General features: G+C 70.2%; 21 protein-coding genes and 1 tRNA gene. 11 read left to right on the top strand and 11 right to left on the bottom strand.

All coding sequences use genetic code 11. The features are described from left to right. The first annotated feature begins 20 nt into the window (after positions 1-20). The 3 genes from purM to amcA all read left to right on the top strand — a co-directional run bounded on the left by purM (position 21) and on the right by amcA (position 2610). Positions 21-1175 (top strand): phosphoribosylformylglycinamidine cyclo-ligase, encoded by a 1155-nt coding sequence (gene purM / locus ACFY2Q_RS02350; protein ID WP_387126750.1) that lies wholly within the window; start codon positions 21-23, stop codon positions 1173-1175. A 126-nt stretch (positions 1176-1301) separates the two neighbouring features. Next, positions 1302-2405: a cyclophane-forming radical SAM peptide maturase AmcB gene (amcB, locus tag ACFY2Q_RS02345; protein WP_387127566.1), complete on the top strand. Its 1104-nt coding sequence runs from the start codon at positions 1302-1304 to the stop codon at positions 2403-2405. After that, positions 2374-2610, top strand: a complete 237-nt coding sequence (gene amcA, locus ACFY2Q_RS02340) for a multiple cyclophane-containing RiPP AmcA (protein ID WP_357003581.1) — start codon at positions 2374-2376, stop codon at positions 2608-2610. The genes amcB and amcA overlap by 32 nt, the downstream gene beginning before the upstream one ends. A gap of 141 nt (positions 2611-2751) precedes the next feature. Here amcA and ACFY2Q_RS02335 read toward each other — a convergent pair whose 3' ends face one another. Together ACFY2Q_RS02335 and ACFY2Q_RS02330 are read right to left on the bottom strand one after the other, a co-directional pair. Then, a complete protein-coding gene (locus ACFY2Q_RS02335; RefSeq protein ID WP_007454329.1) occupies positions 2752-2967 on the bottom strand; it encodes a DUF3073 domain-containing protein in 216 nt (71 codons plus the stop codon). Between the two features lie 300 nt (positions 2968-3267). Then, entirely contained in the window at positions 3268-4350 is a 1083-nt protein-coding gene (locus ACFY2Q_RS02330) for a Glu/Leu/Phe/Val dehydrogenase (RefSeq protein WP_387126748.1), read from the bottom strand. A 195-nt stretch (positions 4351-4545) separates the two neighbouring features. Between ACFY2Q_RS02330 and ACFY2Q_RS02325 the strand changes: the two genes are divergently transcribed. After that, positions 4546-5385, top strand: a complete 840-nt coding sequence (locus ACFY2Q_RS02325) for a hypothetical protein (RefSeq protein ID WP_387126746.1) — start codon at positions 4546-4548, stop codon at positions 5383-5385. Positions 5386-5636: 251 nt separating this feature from the next. Next, a complete protein-coding gene (locus tag ACFY2Q_RS02320; protein WP_007073996.1) occupies positions 5637-5846 on the top strand; it encodes a BldC family transcriptional regulator in 210 nt (69 codons plus the stop codon). A gap of 71 nt (positions 5847-5917) precedes the next feature. Here ACFY2Q_RS02320 and ACFY2Q_RS02315 read toward each other — a convergent pair whose 3' ends face one another. Continuing rightward, entirely contained in the window at positions 5918-6307 is a 390-nt protein-coding gene (locus tag ACFY2Q_RS02315) for a PPOX class F420-dependent oxidoreductase (protein ID WP_387126744.1), read from the bottom strand. Positions 6308-6360: 53 nt separating this feature from the next. Between ACFY2Q_RS02315 and ACFY2Q_RS02310 the strand changes: the two genes are divergently transcribed. Further along, a complete protein-coding gene (locus ACFY2Q_RS02310) occupies positions 6361-7140 on the top strand; it encodes a class I SAM-dependent methyltransferase (protein ID WP_387126742.1) in 780 nt (259 codons plus the stop codon). 45 nt (positions 7141-7185) lie between these two features. Here the strand turns inward: ACFY2Q_RS02310 and ACFY2Q_RS02305 are convergent, their stop codons facing one another. Then, positions 7186-7488 carry a hypothetical protein gene (locus ACFY2Q_RS02305; protein ID WP_387126740.1) on the bottom strand — a complete coding sequence of 101 codons (303 nt, stop codon included), beginning with the start codon at positions 7486-7488 and terminating at the stop codon, positions 7186-7188. A gap of 176 nt (positions 7489-7664) precedes the next feature. Between ACFY2Q_RS02305 and ACFY2Q_RS02300 the strand changes: the two genes are divergently transcribed. Beyond that, positions 7665-8522, top strand: a complete 858-nt coding sequence (locus ACFY2Q_RS02300) for a 3-hydroxyacyl-CoA dehydrogenase family protein (RefSeq protein ID WP_387126738.1) — start codon at positions 7665-7667, stop codon at positions 8520-8522. Beyond that, positions 8519-9262 (top strand): enoyl-CoA hydratase/isomerase family protein, encoded by a 744-nt coding sequence (locus tag ACFY2Q_RS02295; RefSeq protein ID WP_387126736.1) that lies wholly within the window; start codon positions 8519-8521, stop codon positions 9260-9262. The genes ACFY2Q_RS02300 and ACFY2Q_RS02295 overlap by 4 nt, the downstream gene beginning before the upstream one ends. 206 nt (positions 9263-9468) lie before the next feature. Here ACFY2Q_RS02295 and ACFY2Q_RS02290 read toward each other — a convergent pair whose 3' ends face one another. Further along, the gene (locus ACFY2Q_RS02290; RefSeq protein WP_387126734.1) at positions 9469-10815 is read right to left on the bottom strand and encodes an ABC transporter substrate-binding protein; all 1347 of its coding nucleotides are present in this window, start codon (positions 10813-10815) and stop codon (positions 9469-9471) included. A gap of 155 nt (positions 10816-10970) precedes the next feature. On the opposite strand from ACFY2Q_RS02290, the gene ACFY2Q_RS02285 reads away from it, so the two are divergent. Then, positions 10971-11360 (top strand): hypothetical protein, encoded by a 390-nt coding sequence (locus ACFY2Q_RS02285; protein WP_387126733.1) that lies wholly within the window; start codon positions 10971-10973, stop codon positions 11358-11360. 36 nt (positions 11361-11396) lie between these two features. On the opposite strand, the gene ACFY2Q_RS02280 is transcribed toward ACFY2Q_RS02285, so the two are convergent. Further along, positions 11397-11858, bottom strand: coding sequence for a hypothetical protein (locus ACFY2Q_RS02280; protein WP_387126731.1), 462 nt, complete (start codon positions 11856-11858; stop codon positions 11397-11399). A 124-nt stretch (positions 11859-11982) separates the two neighbouring features. Between ACFY2Q_RS02280 and ACFY2Q_RS02275 the strand changes: the two genes are divergently transcribed. Then, positions 11983-12693 (top strand): DUF2786 domain-containing protein, encoded by a 711-nt coding sequence (locus tag ACFY2Q_RS02275; RefSeq protein ID WP_387126729.1) that lies wholly within the window; start codon positions 11983-11985, stop codon positions 12691-12693. A gap of 93 nt (positions 12694-12786) precedes the next feature. Here the strand turns inward: ACFY2Q_RS02275 and ACFY2Q_RS02270 are convergent, their stop codons facing one another. Beyond that, a complete protein-coding gene (locus tag ACFY2Q_RS02270; RefSeq protein ID WP_387126727.1) occupies positions 12787-13314 on the bottom strand; it encodes an SRPBCC family protein in 528 nt (175 codons plus the stop codon). Between the two features lie 166 nt (positions 13315-13480). Here ACFY2Q_RS02270 and ACFY2Q_RS02265 point away from each other — a divergent pair, with 166 nt between their 5' ends. After that, a complete protein-coding gene (locus ACFY2Q_RS02265; RefSeq protein ID WP_387126725.1) occupies positions 13481-14257 on the top strand; it encodes a hypothetical protein in 777 nt (258 codons plus the stop codon). 129 nt (positions 14258-14386) lie between these two features. On the opposite strand, the gene ACFY2Q_RS02260 is transcribed toward ACFY2Q_RS02265, so the two are convergent. The 4 genes from ACFY2Q_RS02260 to ACFY2Q_RS02245 all read right to left on the bottom strand — a co-directional run bounded on the left by ACFY2Q_RS02260 (position 14387) and on the right by ACFY2Q_RS02245 (position 17559). Then, a tRNA-OTHER gene (locus ACFY2Q_RS02260) sits at positions 14387-14511 on the bottom strand. Positions 14512-14744: 233 nt separating this feature from the next. Beyond that, positions 14745-15332: an adenylate kinase family protein gene (locus ACFY2Q_RS02255; protein WP_387126723.1), complete on the bottom strand. Its 588-nt coding sequence runs from the start codon at positions 15330-15332 to the stop codon at positions 14745-14747. A 329-nt stretch (positions 15333-15661) separates the two neighbouring features. Next, a complete protein-coding gene (locus ACFY2Q_RS02250) occupies positions 15662-17059 on the bottom strand; it encodes a TolB family protein (protein ID WP_387126721.1) in 1398 nt (465 codons plus the stop codon). Next, positions 17056-17559, bottom strand: a complete 504-nt coding sequence (locus ACFY2Q_RS02245; protein WP_387126719.1) for a SigE family RNA polymerase sigma factor — start codon at positions 17557-17559, stop codon at positions 17056-17058. The genes ACFY2Q_RS02250 and ACFY2Q_RS02245 overlap by 4 nt, the downstream gene beginning before the upstream one ends. Positions 17560-17613: the final 54 nt, after the last annotated feature.

Raw genomic sequence — 17613 nt, 5'->3', positions numbered from 1 at the left:
GAACCACAAAGGGGAGAACCGTGACGCACGTGTCCGAGCGCAACGGCGCAGGAAGCAGCCCGACCGGCGCCGGTGGCGACCGCCAGCCCTGGACGGCTGGCGCTGGCCGCCAGACGCGCAAACGCTCGGTCTCGTACGCCGACGCCGGCGTCTCGATCGACGCGGGTGACCGCGCTGTCGAGCTGCTCAAGTCGAAGGTGCGGCAGACCCGCCGCCCCGAGGTGCTGGGTGACCTGGGTGGCTTCGCCGGCCTGTTCCGGCTGGACACGACGAAGTACAAGAGTCCGATCCTGGCGTCCTCCACCGACGGTGTGGGCACCAAGCTGGTGATCGCCCAGCAGATGGACATCCACGACACGGTCGGCATCGACCTGGTGGCGATGGTCGTCGACGACCTGGTGGCCTGTGGCGCCGAGCCGCTGTTCCTGCTCGACTACATCGCCACCGGCGAGGTCGTGCCGGACAAGGTGGCCGAGATCGGCGCGGGCATCGCCGACGGCTGCCGGTACGCGGGCTGCGCGCTGCTGGGCGGGGAGACCGCCGAGCACCCGGGTGTGCTGCGCCCGGACGAGTACGACATCTCCGCGACCGGTGTGGGCGTTGTCGAGGAAGCCGACATCCTCAGCCCCGAGCGGGTCCAGGTGGGTGACGCGGTCATCGCCATGCGCTCCTCCGGTCTGCACTCCAACGGTTACTCGCTGGTCCGGCACGTGCTGCTCGGCGCGGCCCGGATGCGGCTGGACATCGTGATCGACGACTTCGGTCGGCAGCGGACCCTCGGTGAGGAGTTGCTCACCCCCACCAAGATCTACGCGAAGGACTGCCTGAAGCTGATCGCCGAGGCCGATGTGCGGGCCCTGTCCCACATCACCGGCGGTGGCATCCCCGGCAACCTGGTCCGGGTGCTGCCGGAGCACGTCGACGCGGTGGTCAACCGGTCTACCTGGAAGCCGCAGCCGGTCTTCGACCTGATCCAGTCCAAGGGCCGGATCGACGACCACGACATGGAGTCGACCTTCAACATGGGCGTCGGCATGTTCGCGATCGTGTCTGCGGAGGACGCCGACCGGGCGCTCGCCACGCTTACCGGCCGGGGCGTCGAGGCCTGGCAGGCCGGCGAGATCATCGAGGGCACGGGCAACGTGCAGATGGTTGGCCAGCACACCCGCGGATGATCACGTTCTGGTGATCGTACGAGCACCTGATGGGGGGTTCACCCGAGCGGCCAATGCCGCCTAGCCTGAAGGGCTCAGGCTCGGCGGAGGAGGGCGATGGCTGCTCGGGAACACTCGTTCAGCGGTATGCGCGGCATGGCTGCGGTCCCGTCGTACGTCGTGATGCAGCCCACCACCCTCTGCAACCTGGACTGCGCGTACTGCTATCTGCCGTTTCGGGCCACCGACAAGCGGATGTCGGTGCCGGTGGCCGAGGCGGTGGCGGCGGCTGTCAACCGGTGGGCGGCGTCCGGTCGTTTCTCGGTGGTGTGGCACGGCGGTGAGCCGTTGGCGGCCGGCCGGGAGCACCTGGCCGACCTGATGGCGCCGTTCGGGCCCGAGGTCGAGCACCACGTGCAGACGAACGCCACGCTCATCGACGACGAGTGGTGCGCCTTCTTCGCCCGGCACGAGATGCGCGTGAGCGTGAGCGTGGACGGGCCCCGGGAGCGCAATGGCGACCGGGTCAACAGGGGTGGCCAGCCGGCGTACGACCGGATCCTGCGGGGTGTGGCCGCGCTGCGCCGGCATGGCCTGCCGTTCTCGGCGCTGGCCGTGGTGTCCCGGCCGGCGCCCGGGCTCGCAGCCGAGCTGTACGACTACTTCCTCGGGTTGGGCTGTGACGTGCTCGGCATCAACATCGAGGAGACCGAGGGCGTCAACACCCGCGACAACCGGCACGACCCGGCGGCGGTGACCGCGTTCTGGGCCGAGCTGGTGTCGGCCTGGCGTCGGGAGCCCCGGATCCACCTGCGTGAGGTCGAGTGGTCGCTGCGGTACGCGGCGGCGGTGCTCGACGACACGGCGGACGGCGTGCTGCCCCGCCGGCTGGATCCGATCCCGACCATCGGGCACGACGGCACGGTGACTGTGCTCTCCCCGGAGTTGGCCGGCTTCACCGACCCCCGCTACGGCGATTTCAGCAGCGGGAACGTCCTGACCACCCCGCTGGCGCAGATCCTCTCCGCTGCGTCGTCGACGCCGTGGGTGGGGGAGTTCCTGGCGGGGGTGGAGGCGTGTCGGGCGACCTGCCCGTACTTCGGCTTCTGTGGCGGCGGTCACGCGGCCAACCGTTACTTCGAGCTGGGGCGTTTTGACGGTACGGAGACCGAGCACTGCCGCAACAGCAAGATCCGCTTATTGGAGGGAGTGTTGGAGCATGCCCGAGACCACCAGTCACCGGCGGCCTGAGCACGAGGCGAGTGACACCCCGACCGGAGTCACCGAACGGGTGCGGGAGGCCGCCCCCGGGCTCGTCGCGCTGCTCCAGGAGGCCGCTGACGCGCGGCGGCTGCGGGCGGAGGTGTCGGGCGGGGATGGCGCCAGCGCGGTCTGCGCCTGGAACCACTTCGAGAACATCCCGACCTTCTACAACTGGAACAACCGCCCACGCTGAGGTCGACCCCGATCAGGGGCCTGTCTGCCGGTAGGTGTGCTCTCCGGCTGGGGCAGGCCCCTGATCATCGGCACCGGTGTCTTCCCGACGGGCACATGCGTGAGCACGCGGGGCTTACCGCGTGCTCAGTGCGTCGAGAGGTCAGCGGGTCGGACGTACCCAGGGATCCGGGTCGTCGTCAGCATGATTCTCATCATCGTCGTCGACGAACTCTTTAGAGTCGTCGTCGAAGTGGTGCTCAGACTTACCAGCACCCGCCAGTTCGCGCTGCAAGGCGGTGAGGTCGGTGTTCGGGGAGTGGTACTTCAACTCCCGGGCCACCTTTGTCTGCTTGGCCTTAGCACGGCCGCGCCCCATGGCTCGACCCCCTCGCACAGAATGCGGGGCAGCCCGAAGGCGGGCCCCGATGACGTCAGGCATCTCTCGTAGCTCTTACGGTACATGGGGATGCCATCGTTCGGCACCTCGGGTTACCGTCAGCCGGCTCTGCGCGTCGCGATGATCCGGCCGTCACCCAGTGTACCCGGTAAGGAGCGAAACAGAGAGCGCCCGTGACGCCGGACAAACGCGACAAACTTGACTTGGCATCAGCCTACCGAGCGGGGCCGGCATGCGAGGCCCGGAGGCGGATCCCAGTCGACCCGCCTCCGGTGACGCTCAGCGCAGGTGGATCGTGCGCAGCCGGCCGACCTCGGCCATCCGCCGCTCGGCCAGCCGGTCCGCGGCGACAGCCGGCGGCACACCGTCGGCGTCCGCCAGGTGCAGGATCTCCCGGGTGGTGTCGTAGATCCGGGTCGCCCGCAGCTTCGCACGATCGAAGTTGAAGCCCTCGATCTCGTCGGCCACCTGGATCACGCCGCCGGCGTTGACCACGTAGTCCGGGGTGTACAGGATGCCCCGGTCGGCAAGCAGCTTCTCGATGCCCGGGTGGGCGAGCTGGTTGTTAGCCGCCCCGGCCACCACCTTGGCGCGCAGGGCCGGCACTGTGTCGTCGTTCAACGCGCCGCCCAGCGCGCACGGTGCGTACACGTCGATGTCCGCGGCGACGAGCGCTGTGGCGTCGTCGACCAGGGTGATCTGCGGGTGGTTGGTGCGTGCCCACGCCAGGGCCTTGGGGCTGACGTCGGTGGCGACCACCTCGGCGCCGTCCTCCAGGAGGTGCCCGGTCAGGTATTTGCCGACCTTGCCCAGGCCCGCCACGCCGACCCGACGGCCACGCAGGCTGGGGGTGCCCCAGACGTGCTCGGCGGCGGCCCGCATGCCCTGGAAGACGCCCCAGGCGGTGAGAATCGAGGAATCGCCGGCGCCACCGTGCTCGACGCTGCGACCTGTCACGTACCGGGTCTCCCGGGCGATGATGTCCATGTCGGCGACGTAGGTGCCGACGTCGCACGCCGTGTAGTAGCGGCCGGCGAGCGACTCCACGAAGCGGCCGTACGCGCGCAGCAGCGCCTCGCTCTTGACCTGCTCCGGGTCACCCCAGATGACCGCCTTGCCGCCGCCCAGATCCAGCCCGGCGAGCGCGTTCTTGTACGCCATTCCGCGGGACAGGTCGAGGACGTCGGCGAGCGCGTCGTCCTCGCTCGCGTACGGATAGAAGCGCGTGCCGCCCAGCGCCGGCCCCAGCGCGGTGGAGTAGATCCCGATGATCGCCTTCAGGCCGCTCTGCTTGTCCTGGCAGAACACGACCTGTTCGTGGCCGGTCGATTCCGGATCGTCGGTGCTCGCGAATACGCCCATGACTGGCTCCTGGAGTGGTGTGCGTCCTTGTGGGGCGCGGACCTGGTGGACCCCGGCGGGGATGCTGCCGGTGTGAGTCGAGCCTAGTATCGGCCGCCGCGCGGGTGCCTGACACGCCGCCGTCGTCCCACGTTGCGGCGCGCGTGGGTCCGGCCTCTGACGGCGTACCAGCGCGGTTCGTGGGAGGATCGCGCGGTGCCGTCGCTCTTCGCTTCTTACCTGCGCGTGTACGAGCCGCTGACCGCCTTCGACCGGGACCGGCAGAGCTACTGGCGCCGCTACGTCTCGGAAGGGCGCGCGGTCGCCCCCATGGAGGGGCCGGGCCGGCAGCGGACGGCGGTGATCGAGGCGCTGGGTGCGGGCTGGACCCGGCTACCCGACCCGCCCGAGGAGGCGTACGTCCTGGAGACGGACGACAGCCTGCTGATCTGCCCCTGGAACCTGCGGATCCGGGTCGCTGAGGCGGCCCTCAGCGCCCGGGACGGGGTGCCCTCGGTGCTCGCCGACGCCTTCGTGCCGCCGGTGCTCGCCGGGCAGGCCAGGGCAGCTGTGGACGACTGGCGCAGTGGCGCCCGGGTGCTGGAGCACGGGGTGCCGCGGGTGCACGAACAGATCGCCACCTGGGGCGTACCGCTGCGATGGTTCGTGCTCTTCGACCCGGCGGAGCGGGACCTGGTCACCGAGGCGGGCCGGCGTGCGCTGCGCTACCGCACCGAGATCTCCAAGGCCCGCCGCCGCTCGTCGCGGGCGCTGTCGGTGCTGCGCAAGTCGGTGGGCGAGGCGCCGATCACCGAGGCGGTGGAGGAGGCGGCCCGCTGGCTGGAGGAGTTCCACCCGCGTTCGGTGGTGGAGCTGGACTACGGCGGCCTTGTCGATCTGCTCTCCGATGAGACCCTCGCCGGGGACGACTCACCCGAGCTTGTCGCCAGCGGCCTCGCAGGACTGTCGCGCGGCGAGGCGGACGAGGCGTCCGCCGCGTACGACAAGCTTGTGGCCCGGTGGCGCGCGGTGCAGCTGTTGGAGCGGTGCAACTAAGGGCAAATCGCCCAAGGAGTGCCTGCAAGCTGAGCAGTGCTCGTAGTTGACGCATCACGAACCGTGATCATGAGTCCGAATAAGGTGGTTTCTGCCGTGTAAAAGTCGTAAAAATCGGGCATGGTTCATCCGTCCGTCTAGGGACCTTCATCCGTTCGGCCCATGTCGGACATCGGGGACTAGCCGGACCATGGGAGACGCGTCGGCCGGCGGGACCCCGGCCGATGTCTATACATGTGGAGGAGTGACCGATGGCATCGCGAACGCACGAACCAGAGCCGCTACTCACGCCGGCCGAGGTGGCGTCGATGTTCCGTGTCGACCCGAAGACGGTGACCCGGTGGGCCAAGGCGGGAAAGCTTAGCGCCATCCGAACGTTGGGTGGCCACCGTCGATACCGCGAGTCGGAGGTCAGGGCGTTACTGCAGGGCCAAATCCCGCAGCAACGGCAGGGCGACTGAGCAACATCAGCAAGTTCGGAAAGGGGCGGCGGATCTTGATCCGTCGCCCCTTTCCACATCCACAGCCAGCCTCAGTGCGGCCCCTCGGTCAGCGTGACGCGGATGCCGACCGTGCCACCCTCGCCCCGGCGCAGCCGGCTGCCGAGCAGGCTCAGGCGGCCGAGCAGCCGGTACTTGTGCTTGAGCAGCTCACGAATCCGTCCGATGTCGCCGCCACCGTAGATCGTGGCGTGCGCGGGCACCTCCGCGCCGTGCGGTCGGCCCCGCACGTCGCACGGCGCCACAGTCACCTCGCCGCTGCGGCGAATGCGCTTCACCTTGCCCGAGTCGGCCCGGGTCCAGACCGCCAACGCCTCGCCGTCGCGTACCGCCCAGACCGGGGTCGGCACCGCCCGACCGTCCTTGCGGAAGGTCGTGAGCAGGATGTACTTCTCGGCCGACAGCCTGTCCAAGATGGTCACGCCGCAAGGATACGGCCGGCATGGCCACTGAGTGGCCAGATAGCGTGAACGTCGTGACTGGCGAGCCTCTCATCGGAGACGTGGTCGGCGAACTGCTTCGGGACACGCTCGCCGTGGCCACCGGGGTAGGACCCCGGCCGATGGTCGGCGGGCGACTGCCCCGCCCGGTCATCGAGATCATCGAGCGGGACGACGGCCTGATCAACGGCGCGCCCGCCGCGCACTACCTGGACGGCCCGGCCGACTGGCAGCCGTACGACCACCGAGCCGTGGACCGGGCGCGGGGCGAGACGCTTGACGTCGGCACCGGAGCGGGCCGGATCGCGCTGCTGCTCCAGGAGCGCGGCGTACCGGTCACCGGGCTGGACACCTCGGCGGGCGCGCTGGCCGTCAGCCGGCGTCGGGGCGTACGGCGGCTGGTGCACGGCACGGTGGACACCTACGTCGCCGACGGCCAGCGGTACGACACATTCCTCCTGCTCGGCAACAATCTCGGGCTGTTCGAGGGGCGGGAGCGGGCGCCGGGATTCCTGGCCGCGCTCGCCGCGCTGGCCCGACCGGGGGCGCAGATCATCGCGCACGGCACCAACCCGTACGGCACCCGCGACCCGCTGCACACCGGCTACCACGAGCGCAACAGGCGTCGGGGCCGGCTCGGCGGTCAACTCCGGCTCCGGCTGCGCTATCGGGAGCTGGGCACGGAGTGGTTCGACTACCTGGTCTGCTCGCCCGACGAGTTCGCGGAACTCGTGCACGGCAGCGCCTGGCGGCTGACCGATGTGGACGACCGTGACGCCCCCTACTACCTGGCCACCCTGCGCCTGCGCGAATGACCGACGAAGGGCCCCTCGTCGACGAGGGGCCCTTCACCTCACATCTCAGACCTGGACGGTCGGGGGTAGCTGCTCGGGCGGCAGGCCACCGTCGCCGTCGACGACCTCGTCGGGGGTGCCGTCCTCGTCGATGTCCACCATTGTGATGTCCACCTTGCCGTCACCGTCGGTGTCGAACTGGAACAGGTCGGCCTTGCCGTCGCCGTCGGTGTCCACCACCCACACATCGGTCTTACCGTCGTTGTTGGTGTCAGCGCGCAACAGGTCGACTCGTTCGTCGCCCCGGGTCTCCACGACCTCGGAGTCGGTGCTGCCCGGGTCGGTGACGCTCTCCGGTGCCTGGCTCATGTCGACTGGTCCTTCCCTTGGTTGACGGGCCGTACGTACCCGATCCCGCGCTCCCCCACGCATAGGCCGGGCCGTCGTGCTGTTTAGGGTCGCACCATGAGCGAGCGGATCCGACGGAGCACCCGGTTCGGCGCGGCGGGGACCCCGCGCGCCACCGGGCCGGAAAGGGAGGCGTGATGAGCGATCGTTTCGTGGTCGTCGGTGCGGGCACGATGGGGCTCGGCATCGCGTACGTGGCGGCCGGGTCCGGGCACGCAGTGGAGCTGGTGGAGGTGGACCCCGACCGGGGCGCGACCGCACTGAATCGGCTCGCCGACCTGTGGGAGCGGGCGGTGCAGCGCGGCAAGCTGACCGCCGACGAGGCCGCCGCCAACCGGCAGCGGGTGACGCTGCGCCCCAGGCTCGCCGAGGTCGACCCCTCCCCGGCGGTGATCGTGGAGGCGGTGCCGGAGCGGCTGGACCTGAAGCGGGCCGTCCTGCGCGACGCCGCAGCCCTGACCCCGGCCCTGCTGGGCAGCAACACCTCAAGCATCGCCATCGGTGAGCTGGCCGCCGGGCTGGACGCGCCCGAGCGCTTCCTCGGCCTGCACTTCTTCAACCCGGTCTGGGCGATGGCGCTGCTGGAGATCGTGGTCGGCCCGGCCACCGCCGAGGAGACCACCACCGCGGCCGTCGCGCTCGCCGGCCGGCTGGGCAAGGACCCCGTCGTCGTACGCGACATGCCCGGCTTCGCCACCTCCCGACTCGGGGTCACTCTGGGGCTGGAGGCGATCCGGATGGTTGCCGACGGGGTCGCCAGTCCTGCCGACATCGACAAGGCGATGGTGCTCGGCTACCGGCACCCGATCGGGCCGCTGGAACTCACCGACCTCGTTGGCCTGGACGTGCGGCTGGACATCGCCCGTACCCTCCAGGCCGCGTACGGGGACCGCTTCGCGCCGCCGCCGCTGCTCGAGGAGATGGTGGCCGCCGGACGACTGGGCAAGAAGTCCGGGCACGGCTTCTATGACTGGGCCGGCGGGGTGAAGCGGTGAGCGGGCTGCGGATCGAGGAGCAGGCGGACCGGCTCGTGGTCACGCTGGACCGGCCGGAGAAGCGCAACGCCATCGACGCCGACCTGATCGCCGAGCTGCACCAGGTCTGCGCCCAGTTGGAGGCCCGGCCCCGGCTGCTGTTGTTGACAGGCGGTGCGGCGGGCATCTTCGCCGGCGGCGCCGACATCGGTCAGCTCCGCGAGCGGGGCCGCACGGACGCCCTGGCGGCGATCAACTCGGCCGCCTTCGCGCGGATCAGGGCGCTGCCTATGCCGAGTGTGGCCGCCGTCGACGGCCCGGCGCTGGGCGGTGGCGCGGAGCTGGCGTACGCCTGCGATCTGCGGGTGTGCACGGCGCGGGCGGTCTTCGGCCAGCCGGAGGTGCGGTTGGGCATCCTGGCCGGCGCCGGGGCTACCCACCGGCTACCCGCCCTGATCGGCGAGGCCCGGGCCAAGGAGTTGCTGTTCACGGGCCGGCGGGTGGATGCCGCTGAGGCGCTGCGGATCGGTCTGGTGAACCGGGTGGTGGACGAGCCCGCTGAGCTGCTGACCGTGGCGCACGGACTGCTTGACGAGATGGCACAGGGCTCACCGCTGGCGTTGCGGCTGACCAAGCTGGCGGTGGACGCACCGGCCGCCGCGCACCCGCAGCTCGACCTGGTCAGCCAGGCGGTGCTGTTCGAGGACGAGGAGAAGCACCGGCGGATGACCGAGTTCCTGGAGCGCCGTCGAGCCCGCTGACGCCGGCAAAACGCCCACCGCCCACCGTCTGCCGGCGCGCGGCGCTGCTCGGCCACGATCGACTCGGGTTCCTTGAAACCGGGGCATCGGACGCGCTCGGATACCGCGATTTGCAGGAAAGCGAGTCGATCACGCGCGACGCCTCAAATGGAAACGGGCCGCACCGGCGGGATGCCGGTGCGGCCGTCGCGGTCCGCGTTCGGTGCTCAGTGCCGGATCTGCACCCCGGAGTCGGCGAGCGCCCGGATCACCTGGGCGGACTCGCCGAACCCGATGATCAGCACGGCGTCGGCACCGAATTCCTTGATCTCCTTCGCGCCGCTCGTGAAGTCCACCGGAGGCGAATCCGGGTCCGGCGGCGGCTCGTAGGTGAGCAGCTTGAGCCGGTCGCCCGCGATGCCGGCCTTTTCCAGCTCGTCACGGACGGTGGCCTGAAGGCCCTCACCGTAGGAGTCCTTGCGAGCGACGATGACGATCTTCTGCGACCCGTCGCGGAGGATCACGTCGGCAAGCGCCCGGCCCTGCAGGCTGTCCGGCGGGGCGGTGCGGAAGTAGAGGCCGTTGTCCTCGACGTCGGTAAGGCTCGCGTCGGTGTTGGACGGCGAGAAGAGGATCTTGCCGGCCTTCACCACGTCCGGCAGCACCTCGCGGGAAATACCCGAGGCGCCTGCGCCGATGATGACGCTGACCCCGTCCGCCGCGTGCTTGGCCACCGTCGCCTTGGCCACCGTCGTGCTGGTGCCGTCGTCGCCGTCCATCCACGTCACCGGCTTGCCCAGCGCGCCACCAGCGGCGTTGATCTCCTTGATCGCCAGGGCGGCGCCGGCGGCCATCGGCGGGTACGCGATAGCCAGGTCGCCGGTCTTCGGCAGCAGGCCGCCGATGATCAAGGGCTGCTGGTCGTCGTCCCCGCCACCCGGGCGCGGCTTGCGGGCCTTCGGCGGGGCCTTGGTGCTCGCCGCCGACTCGGCACCCGCACCGACGAACTCGGTCTTACCGTCGTTGATCTGCTGGCCGTCGAAGGTAAGCGTGGCGTAGCTCGCGGTGGCCGGCTCGCCCTTGTCGGTGAAGCCCGCACGGGTCAGCGACACACTGCGATATTCGACGTCCTGCCCGGCGCGGGCCAGGGTGAGGCAACTGGCCGGGTCCTCGCAGCGTTGACCGTTGTTTGTCACGCCGACGATCTGCTTCGCGATGGCCGCCGGGTCGGTGCTCCCCGCGAGCTGGGCGGCGAGCGTCGCGATCACCACAGCGTCGTACGTCTCGGCCGCGTAGAGGTAGTCCGTCAGCGCCGGATTTACGGACCGTAGCCGATTCTTGAAGTCGTCGGGCAGTGGGGTGAGCGGCGTGGTGCCCTTCATCCCATCGACGAGATCCGCGCGTTCCTTCAACTCCGCTGGGTAGGAATTGAGCATGTTGCCATCCGTGCCGTAGAGGCGCACCTGTTGGGCGCTTCCCTCCTCGGCCTTGTCATCCCCGCAAGCGCTTGTGGCGAGCAGGATCGTTGCGCAGGCGGCCAATGTAGCCACCCGCGAACGGCGTGATACGAGCATGGTCGTCCTTCCTCCGGCGAAGGTCCGCTGCGCACATTAGCGTGCCGGGGCCGGTCGCGGGACCGTGGAGGTGGCGCAATGCGCAGGTCGCCCGCGTCGAACACGGAGAGTGACGGAAGTCCGGAGCCTTGACCTCCGGTCCTACTGTGCGCAGCGTGACGGACCTACCACAGCAGACGTTCGACGACGCGGCGGCAGTGCTCCGCTCGGCGCTCTCCGGCGACGGCGAGGCGGTGGTGGGAGCCTTCGATGCGGTTGTCGACCGCGCCGGCCTGCCCGGTGCGTACGGGGTCGCCTGGTGCCTCGCCGCGACGATGGTCGGTGACGCGCCGGCGACAAGCGGGTGCGCGCTGGACTTCCCCGGCATCGACCAGGCGGATTACGACACCCGCTGGGTGGCCCGCTTCGTGAGCGCCTACGCCAATCGGGACGTGCCGACCGGCGAGGCGCTCTTCGGTGCGGCCGCAGCCGACGGACAGCTCTCCGACTGTCTGCTCACGCTCGCCGGCTCGACGATCGCCACCCTGCGCAGCCGCGCCGACTGACGCTTCCCCCGGCGGCGGCGCACCCGCTCGGACCGCTCAGAACGCGTGGTACGCGACCAGAGGCTCGTACTCGTAGCGGAGGTTCTCGAAGCGGACCCGGAAGTTGACCCCGTCGCGGACGTTTGTCGCCACAGTGATCCAGCCGGAGTTGGCCGGCAGGTAGGTCCAGTAGTTGCAGCTGCCCGTCTTGTCGACGAAGATCACGCAGGCTTCCGTGCCGTACACGCTGGCGTTGCGCACGTTGATGTCCTTGCACCGGCTCGTGGTGCGGTAGGTGCCGGCCTGGCCGCCGTAGCCGCCGGTCTGGAAGAACGACCGGACCGCGCCGCCGTAGCAGGTGGCGAGCGGGGCGAAGAGGTTCGGCCCCGCCGAGACCTCCAGACCGGCCTCGGTGGACGGCGTTCGTTGGGCGGTCTGGGCGGCCTGGGCGGGCGCGCCGATTGCGAGCAGTGCGGTGGCCGTGGCGACGGCGAGCAGGCGAGCGGTCGGGGATGACATGCGTGCCTCCGGAATCAGTCAGCTGACCGTCCGTGTGGACGGACGATCTGAACGTGACGATGATACTGATCAATGGATCTGTGCGTTGTCCCGCGATGTCCGCCCGGTGTGATAGCTCTGAGGCATGTCCGAGGCCATGCTCAGCAAGGTGCGCAAGCTGCTGGCCCAGGCCGAGGACCCGGCCTGCACGCCCGCCGAGTCAGCCGCCTTCACCGCCAAGGCGACCGAGTTGATCGCCCGCTACGGCGTGGACCGCGCCCTGCTCGCGGTCCAAGACCCCACCACCGACCCGGTCGGCGACCGGGTTCTCGACATCGTCGCCCCGTACGCCCGCGACAAGGTCGGCCTGCTCGCCGCCGTCGCCGAGCCACTGCGCTGCCGCTGCGTCCGCCGCCGGCAGGGCAACGGGTTCACACTGCACCTGTTCGGCTTCGCCAGTGACCTGGAACGGGTCGACCTCCTCTTCACCTCGCTGCTCGTGCAGGCGGCGCACGGGCTGGCGGGCACGGAGGTGCCGGAGGGCGAGCATCCGGCAGCCTTCCGCAGGTCCTGGCTCGCCGGCTTCGCGCAGGTGATCGGGGGCCGACTCTGGGCCGCCGAGACGGCGGCGGCAAGTGAACCGGGCACACCGTCCGTGGCGCTGGTGCTTGCCGACCGCTCCGACCGGGTGCAGCGGCGGCTCGCCGAGGAGTACCCGCGACTCCGTACCGCTCCACCACGCCGGCTGGCCGGCACCGGCTTCGGCCCCGGGGCGGAGGCCGGGCAGCGCGCGAACCTGGGCGGTCGGGACCTGAGCACCGGCCTCTCCGCCGACCGGCAACTCGGCGGCCGCTGACCCACTGTCGCTGGCCGCGCTGGCCGCGCTGGCCGCGCTGGCCGCGCTGGCCGCGCTGGCCGCGCTGGATGGCCTTGGGGCCGCTGCTGGGTGTCAGGCGGGGCTTGTGGGGTGGCGGCGGGACACCGTGGCGAGATAGCGGGTGAGAAGCTCGTGCCAACCCGCCGTGAGCGCCTTGCGGTACCCCTCGGCGGCCTCGCCGTGCCGGTCGAAGTGCCGATGCTCCAGCTCGACCCGTGTGCGCTCAGGCCCATCCGGCAGGAACAGCACCTCGACCTCGCTCGCCCGCGCCGGATCCGGCACCGGCACCCGATCCGGGCCGATCTGCCAGGCGAACACCAGCCGGCGCGGCGGGTCCCAGGTGAGCACCCGGCCCCAGTCGACGCGGAAGCCGTACGGGCCGACCTCGTACAACATGCCGCCGGCCCGCGGCTCCATGCTCAGCTCGGCGAGGGCCTCCGGGCCGGACCAGGTGTACTCGGTGACCCACCAGTCACTCAGGTCATCGGTGAAAACCGCGAACGCGTGCTCCGCCGGCCCCGGGACGAGGAGGCTGCACCGTAAGGAGAAACGCTCCAGGTCCTGACGGATGCCTGCCGGACCAGCCATCTCCTGTCCCATAGGCCCGGACCATACCGGCTGATGCCCGGGTGTGCAGCTTCGCGTGGTGCCCGCTTCCAGACAGTGAGTCGCCGAACAGTCACGGATGGGATGCGCCGCCGGAAAGCGGGTAACCGCGCCGGACGGCCCGGACGACCCGGGCGGTGTACGGGCGGAGCGAACGAGCATGAGTGAGAGCGCGCAGCAGCGGCAGCCGGACCGGAACGTCGACGCCGGCGATCCAGACGTCCTGCTCGACATCTCCAGGGCCGAGGTCGACTCGCTGCGGCTGGCGGCCGACGGGTTGGACATTGACCTCTCGCTGCGGGCCCGGCTCGCCAACCTGATCGAGCTGGACGCTGGCGTACGGGTGCACCTGAACGGCGCCGAGCTGGACGTCGTCGGTGCACACGTCGAGGCACAGTTGCGGGCGCGGCTGGAGCAGGTGGTGACGCTACTGGGCCGGGCGCTGGAAACTATCGACAACAACCCGCAGGTGGTCGACGCCATCGGACGGTCTGTCGCCGTCACCATCGACGACAACAACCGCGGCACCGAACAGATGACCACCAGGGCCGCCGAGCACACCGCCCCAGGACAGCACTCCGGCGTACGCGACGATCCGCACAGGCGATCCGGAACGCCGGGTGGCGTCGCGCGCCCGGCCCGATCGGGGTCCGAGCGGCCCGGGACGCCCGACCAGGGCCGAGCGGAGGCTACCGGGCCAACGGGATCGCGTCCGGGTGAGCGCCCACCGACGGATCGAGGCCCCGCAGACCGGGCGCGCGAGGCGCAGGGCAGCGGCCGGCAGGATGGCGGGTCAGGTGGGGCTCAGGCCGCCGCTCAGAGCGCGACGCAGTTCGCCGAGCAGGCGGGCGAGACCCTGCTGCAGGCCGGGCGCAGCGTGTGGGAGGCGATCCAGGGCGGCCTGTCGCAGCATCGTCCGCCGGATGGCCGGGATTAGCGACGGAGATCCGGCAGCCCTACAACTGTCGATGTCCACCCTGCCGACATGCGGGTTGCCGGGAGTCAAAGCAGAGCGCCGACCGCGTTTCCGCTGATCGGCGCTCCTGTAGCCCGGCGAAAGGCTATGTGGCCAGGGGCGGGGTCGAACCGCCGACCTTCCGATTTCAGGCACGTACATTTTCGCAGTTCACAGCGTAGGAACGGCCTTCCTGCAAGTCGGAGACCTCGACTCGCCACAGCCGCCATCCGGCCCATTCTCGACCTCCCAGCGGACCGCCAAATCTCCTGGATCACGAAGCGGCTCGACCGGTTCTCCGCGATGCTCCGCGCCGATCCATACCGAGGCGCGAGCGCGGCGGACGACCTATATGAAGGAATCCGCACCCTGGACGGGTAGACGTCCCGGTGGCTGCCGCACATCACTGTCGGACTGCCGGCGTGTCGGGTCCCACCTGATGCTTGACGTTTCCGTCCCAGGACGTGCTTTACGGGTGGCCTTGATCATCGGAAGCGATCGGAAGCAGCCTCGCCGCTACGTCCTCGTAGTCGCCGGACCCACTGGTGGTCCGCAACACGCCGCGCGTCCGGTAGTAACCGCACAGCGGCTCGACCTGATCCCGGTAGCCCTCTTGATAGAACGAGTACATCCGCAGCAACTCTTGGCGTCGATCGGCTTGCTTAGGGTCCAGCTCTATCTGGCGTTCTACCCGGCGACGGACCGCGAGGCCGATCTCGTCCTCAGTCAAGACGAGCCCGATCACCGTGTCAGGTCCATGGCCGCTCTGCGCCAACAACTCCGCCTGACCGATCCTGCGCGGGTAGTTGCACAGCAGCCAGCCGCCATCCACGTCGGCCAGGGCGTCAGCGACGGCCTTCGTGGTCAGCTCATCCGGGACAAGATGCCCGGTCTGCATATAGCGGCTCATCTGTTCGCCTAGCGGCGTCCTCAGTTGCACGTGCTCACGACAGACGTTGCCAGGGCTGATGATCTGTAGGCCGGTCGCTTCTGCCAGAACCGACGCAGCCGAGGACAGGTCGACTAGCGGCCCGGCGATGAGGGCAACGTTCGCCATGCGTGCTCCCATGTGCGAGTGGCCAGCGAAGGGCAAAGCTAGCAGCACGCGTAAAGCATCAGGTGGGACGCGAGTGTCAAGCATCAGCCGTGACGGGACAATCCAGTTGCCGAATAGCGTTGCCGAATTGGCCTCTATCAGATCAAGGCGGCCCGCAAGCGGGCCGCGCCGATCCGGCCCCGGCCTGCTGGCGACCTCCGGCCGGCATCGGCCAGGCCGGCAACGCTGCTAACGGATGACGAGACTCTAAAGACCTCGGGGCTCCGCCCCGAACCCCGGCCCTCCTCAGAGATCCGCCAGTAGCTACTCGGACTTCCCGGTCTTTGCGATCACGTCTCCTGTCGGCGCGCTCGCTTGACGCGTCGGTCGTCGAGCCAGAGCGCCAGCTGTTCCCGTGTGCGGTACGCGGCGATACCGGTGATCAGGACGGTGATGAGGATGGTCCAGAACCAGAACCGGGCGCCTACTCCGTCGGGTGGGCTCGCGTCGCGGGTGCGGCCGCTGTGGATCACGTTATCGGCGACGTCGACGGCGAGGATTTGTTCCGGGGCGGTCATCATGGTCCGCGGCGCGGTGGCGTCGGGCGTCAGCGCTAGCACCCGCACCCTGCGCACGTTGGGGTACGCGGTGCGCTGGTCCATTTCCAGCGGCTGGTCGAACCGGTCAGGGCTGAGGGGTTCGGGCTGGTACGCGACCACCAGCGCTGACCCGCCCGGGCCCCAGCCGAGCAGTCGGATTGCGGTCACGCCGGAGACGCCGGGCAGAGGCAGTGGTCCCGTGTCCCTGCCGGTGGTGGGATCGACCGAGCGCAGGCTCCAGTCGCTGGTTCCGGCCTTCCGGGTGACGAGCGTCAACGCACCGTCTGTCGTCCATGCCCCCTTGCCGGCGAGCCAGCTTTCGGCGGGCAGCAGGAAGGAGGACTCCTTTCGGCCGTCCGGGTCCGCCACCGTCACGGTCCGGCCAACCTGGTACGCGAGCCGGCTTCCGCCTGGGGCGAAGGCGACGGGCGAGCCGAAGATCGCCTGTTGGGCCTCGTCGGTCAACCAGGTCCAGCGTTCGCCGTCGAGAGTGACGATGCTCAGCACCTGCCGGTAGCTGGCACCCTCCGGGCTGGTCGGCACGCTGTCTTCGACCACCAGTTGCTTGCCGTCGGGTGACCAGGCCAACGGGGTAGTCCCCACGCTGTCGGCAACCTTGCTGTCCAACCGCCGGGTGTGGCCGCCGGCGACCAGGTCGATGATGTCGACCCGTGGGTCGTCGGGAGGCCCGCCTGGCCGGGCGATGTACCGGCCGTCAGGGGAGAGAATCACCTTCTCGCCGACGGGTGCCTCGTAGCCCATGGAGAAGATTCGGTAGCGGTCGGAGTCGGCGCTGACCACGCCGACGATGCCATCTTCGTCCCAGCCCTGCAGGCGTGGTGCCTGGCCGCTGAAGATGACCGATGCCGGGCCGAGGCGGGGTCGGTCGGTGGCATGCAGGGTGCCGATCGGTGGCAGGGCGATCCGGTCGGGCAGCGCGGCGTCCGTGCTGGCCCCCGGGTCGGCGGCGGGGGTACGCGCGAGCGGCAGAATCGCCCCGGTCAGCGCGACCAGCACCAGTGCCGCGACGGTTGCGATCGCGGACCGGCGGCGGGCGCGGCGGGCGGTGGCGAGGGCTCGTTCGTACACGGGGTAGGTGGGCACGTCGGCGGCGGCGGTGCGCAGGGCGTCGCGGAGTCGGGCGGTCATCGCGGGCTCCTTTCCGTCGTCCGGTCGATCAGGTCGGGGGCGATGGCGCGCAGTCGGTGGATGGCATCGTGGCCGTGCCGTTTAACCGTGCCGACCGAGCAGCCGAGCACCTCGGCGACCTGCGCCTCGGTCAGGTCCTCGTAGAACCGCAGCACGATCACGGCGCGCTGGCGGGGGGTGAGCTGGCGCAGCGCGGCGGCCAGGCTTAGCCGCAGCGCGGTCGACTCGGAGTGGTCGTCGCCGGGCCGGTCGGTGGGGTGCGACTCCAGCCGTTCGGTGAGCCGGCGGCGCCGCCACCAGGAGACCTGCTGGTGGTACATCACGCGTCGCACGTACGCCTCGGGGTCGCCGCCGCGGATCCGCCGCCAGTGCCGGTACGTCCGCGCCAGTGCGGACTGCAACAGGTCCTCGGCGAGCTGGTGGTCGCCGGTGAGCAGGTAGGCGGTCCGGGACAGCGCAGGAGAGCGGTGCACCACGAACTCGTGGAACGTCTCGGTCATCCCCACCCCCTCGCCAGATAAGACGCCACCCGCCATCGGAATGGTTGAGGCCAG

Origin of the sequence: Micromonospora sp. NPDC000316 (assembly GCF_042898885.1) — a bacterium.
GTDB lineage: Bacteria > Actinomycetota > Actinomycetes > Mycobacteriales > Micromonosporaceae > Micromonospora.
The sequence above is the reverse complement of the archived record's forward strand: the minus strand, read 5'-3'. Positions and strand labels throughout refer to the sequence as shown.

What these genes read in the sequence shown, in the direction of transcription:
- amcB (WP_387127566.1), top strand. Translation starts at nt 1,302, where the DNA reads ATGCGCGGCATGGCTGCGGTCCCGTCGTACGTCGTGATGCAGCCCACC.
- ACFY2Q_RS02280 (WP_387126731.1), bottom strand. Translation starts at nt 11,858, where the DNA reads ATGTCATCCCCGACCGCTCGCCTGCTCGCCGTCGCCACGGCCACCGCA.
- ACFY2Q_RS02305 (WP_387126740.1), bottom strand. Translation starts at nt 7,488, where the DNA reads ATGAGCCAGGCACCGGAGAGCGTCACCGACCCGGGCAGCACCGACTCC.
- ACFY2Q_RS02275 (WP_387126729.1), top strand. Translation starts at nt 11,983, where the DNA reads ATGTCCGAGGCCATGCTCAGCAAGGTGCGCAAGCTGCTGGCCCAGGCC.
- ACFY2Q_RS02330 (WP_387126748.1), bottom strand. Translation starts at nt 4,350, where the DNA reads ATGGGCGTATTCGCGAGCACCGACGATCCGGAATCGACCGGCCACGAA.
- ACFY2Q_RS02250 (WP_387126721.1), bottom strand. Translation starts at nt 17,059, where the DNA reads ATGACCGCCCGACTCCGCGACGCCCTGCGCACCGCCGCCGCCGACGTG.
- amcA (WP_357003581.1), top strand. Translation starts at nt 2,374, where the DNA reads ATGCCCGAGACCACCAGTCACCGGCGGCCTGAGCACGAGGCGAGTGAC.
- ACFY2Q_RS02255 (WP_387126723.1), bottom strand. Translation starts at nt 15,332, where the DNA reads ATGGCGAACGTTGCCCTCATCGCCGGGCCGCTAGTCGACCTGTCCTCG.
- ACFY2Q_RS02290 (WP_387126734.1), bottom strand. Translation starts at nt 10,815, where the DNA reads ATGCTCGTATCACGCCGTTCGCGGGTGGCTACATTGGCCGCCTGCGCA.
- ACFY2Q_RS02265 (WP_387126725.1), top strand. Translation starts at nt 13,481, where the DNA reads ATGAGTGAGAGCGCGCAGCAGCGGCAGCCGGACCGGAACGTCGACGCC.
- ACFY2Q_RS02245 (WP_387126719.1), bottom strand. Translation starts at nt 17,559, where the DNA reads ATGACCGAGACGTTCCACGAGTTCGTGGTGCACCGCTCTCCTGCGCTG.
- ACFY2Q_RS02300 (WP_387126738.1), top strand. Translation starts at nt 7,665, where the DNA reads ATGAGCGATCGTTTCGTGGTCGTCGGTGCGGGCACGATGGGGCTCGGC.
- ACFY2Q_RS02270 (WP_387126727.1), bottom strand. Translation starts at nt 13,314, where the DNA reads ATGGGACAGGAGATGGCTGGTCCGGCAGGCATCCGTCAGGACCTGGAG.
- ACFY2Q_RS02320 (WP_007073996.1), top strand. Translation starts at nt 5,637, where the DNA reads ATGGCATCGCGAACGCACGAACCAGAGCCGCTACTCACGCCGGCCGAG.
- ACFY2Q_RS02335 (WP_007454329.1), bottom strand. Translation starts at nt 2,967, where the DNA reads ATGGGGCGCGGCCGTGCTAAGGCCAAGCAGACAAAGGTGGCCCGGGAG.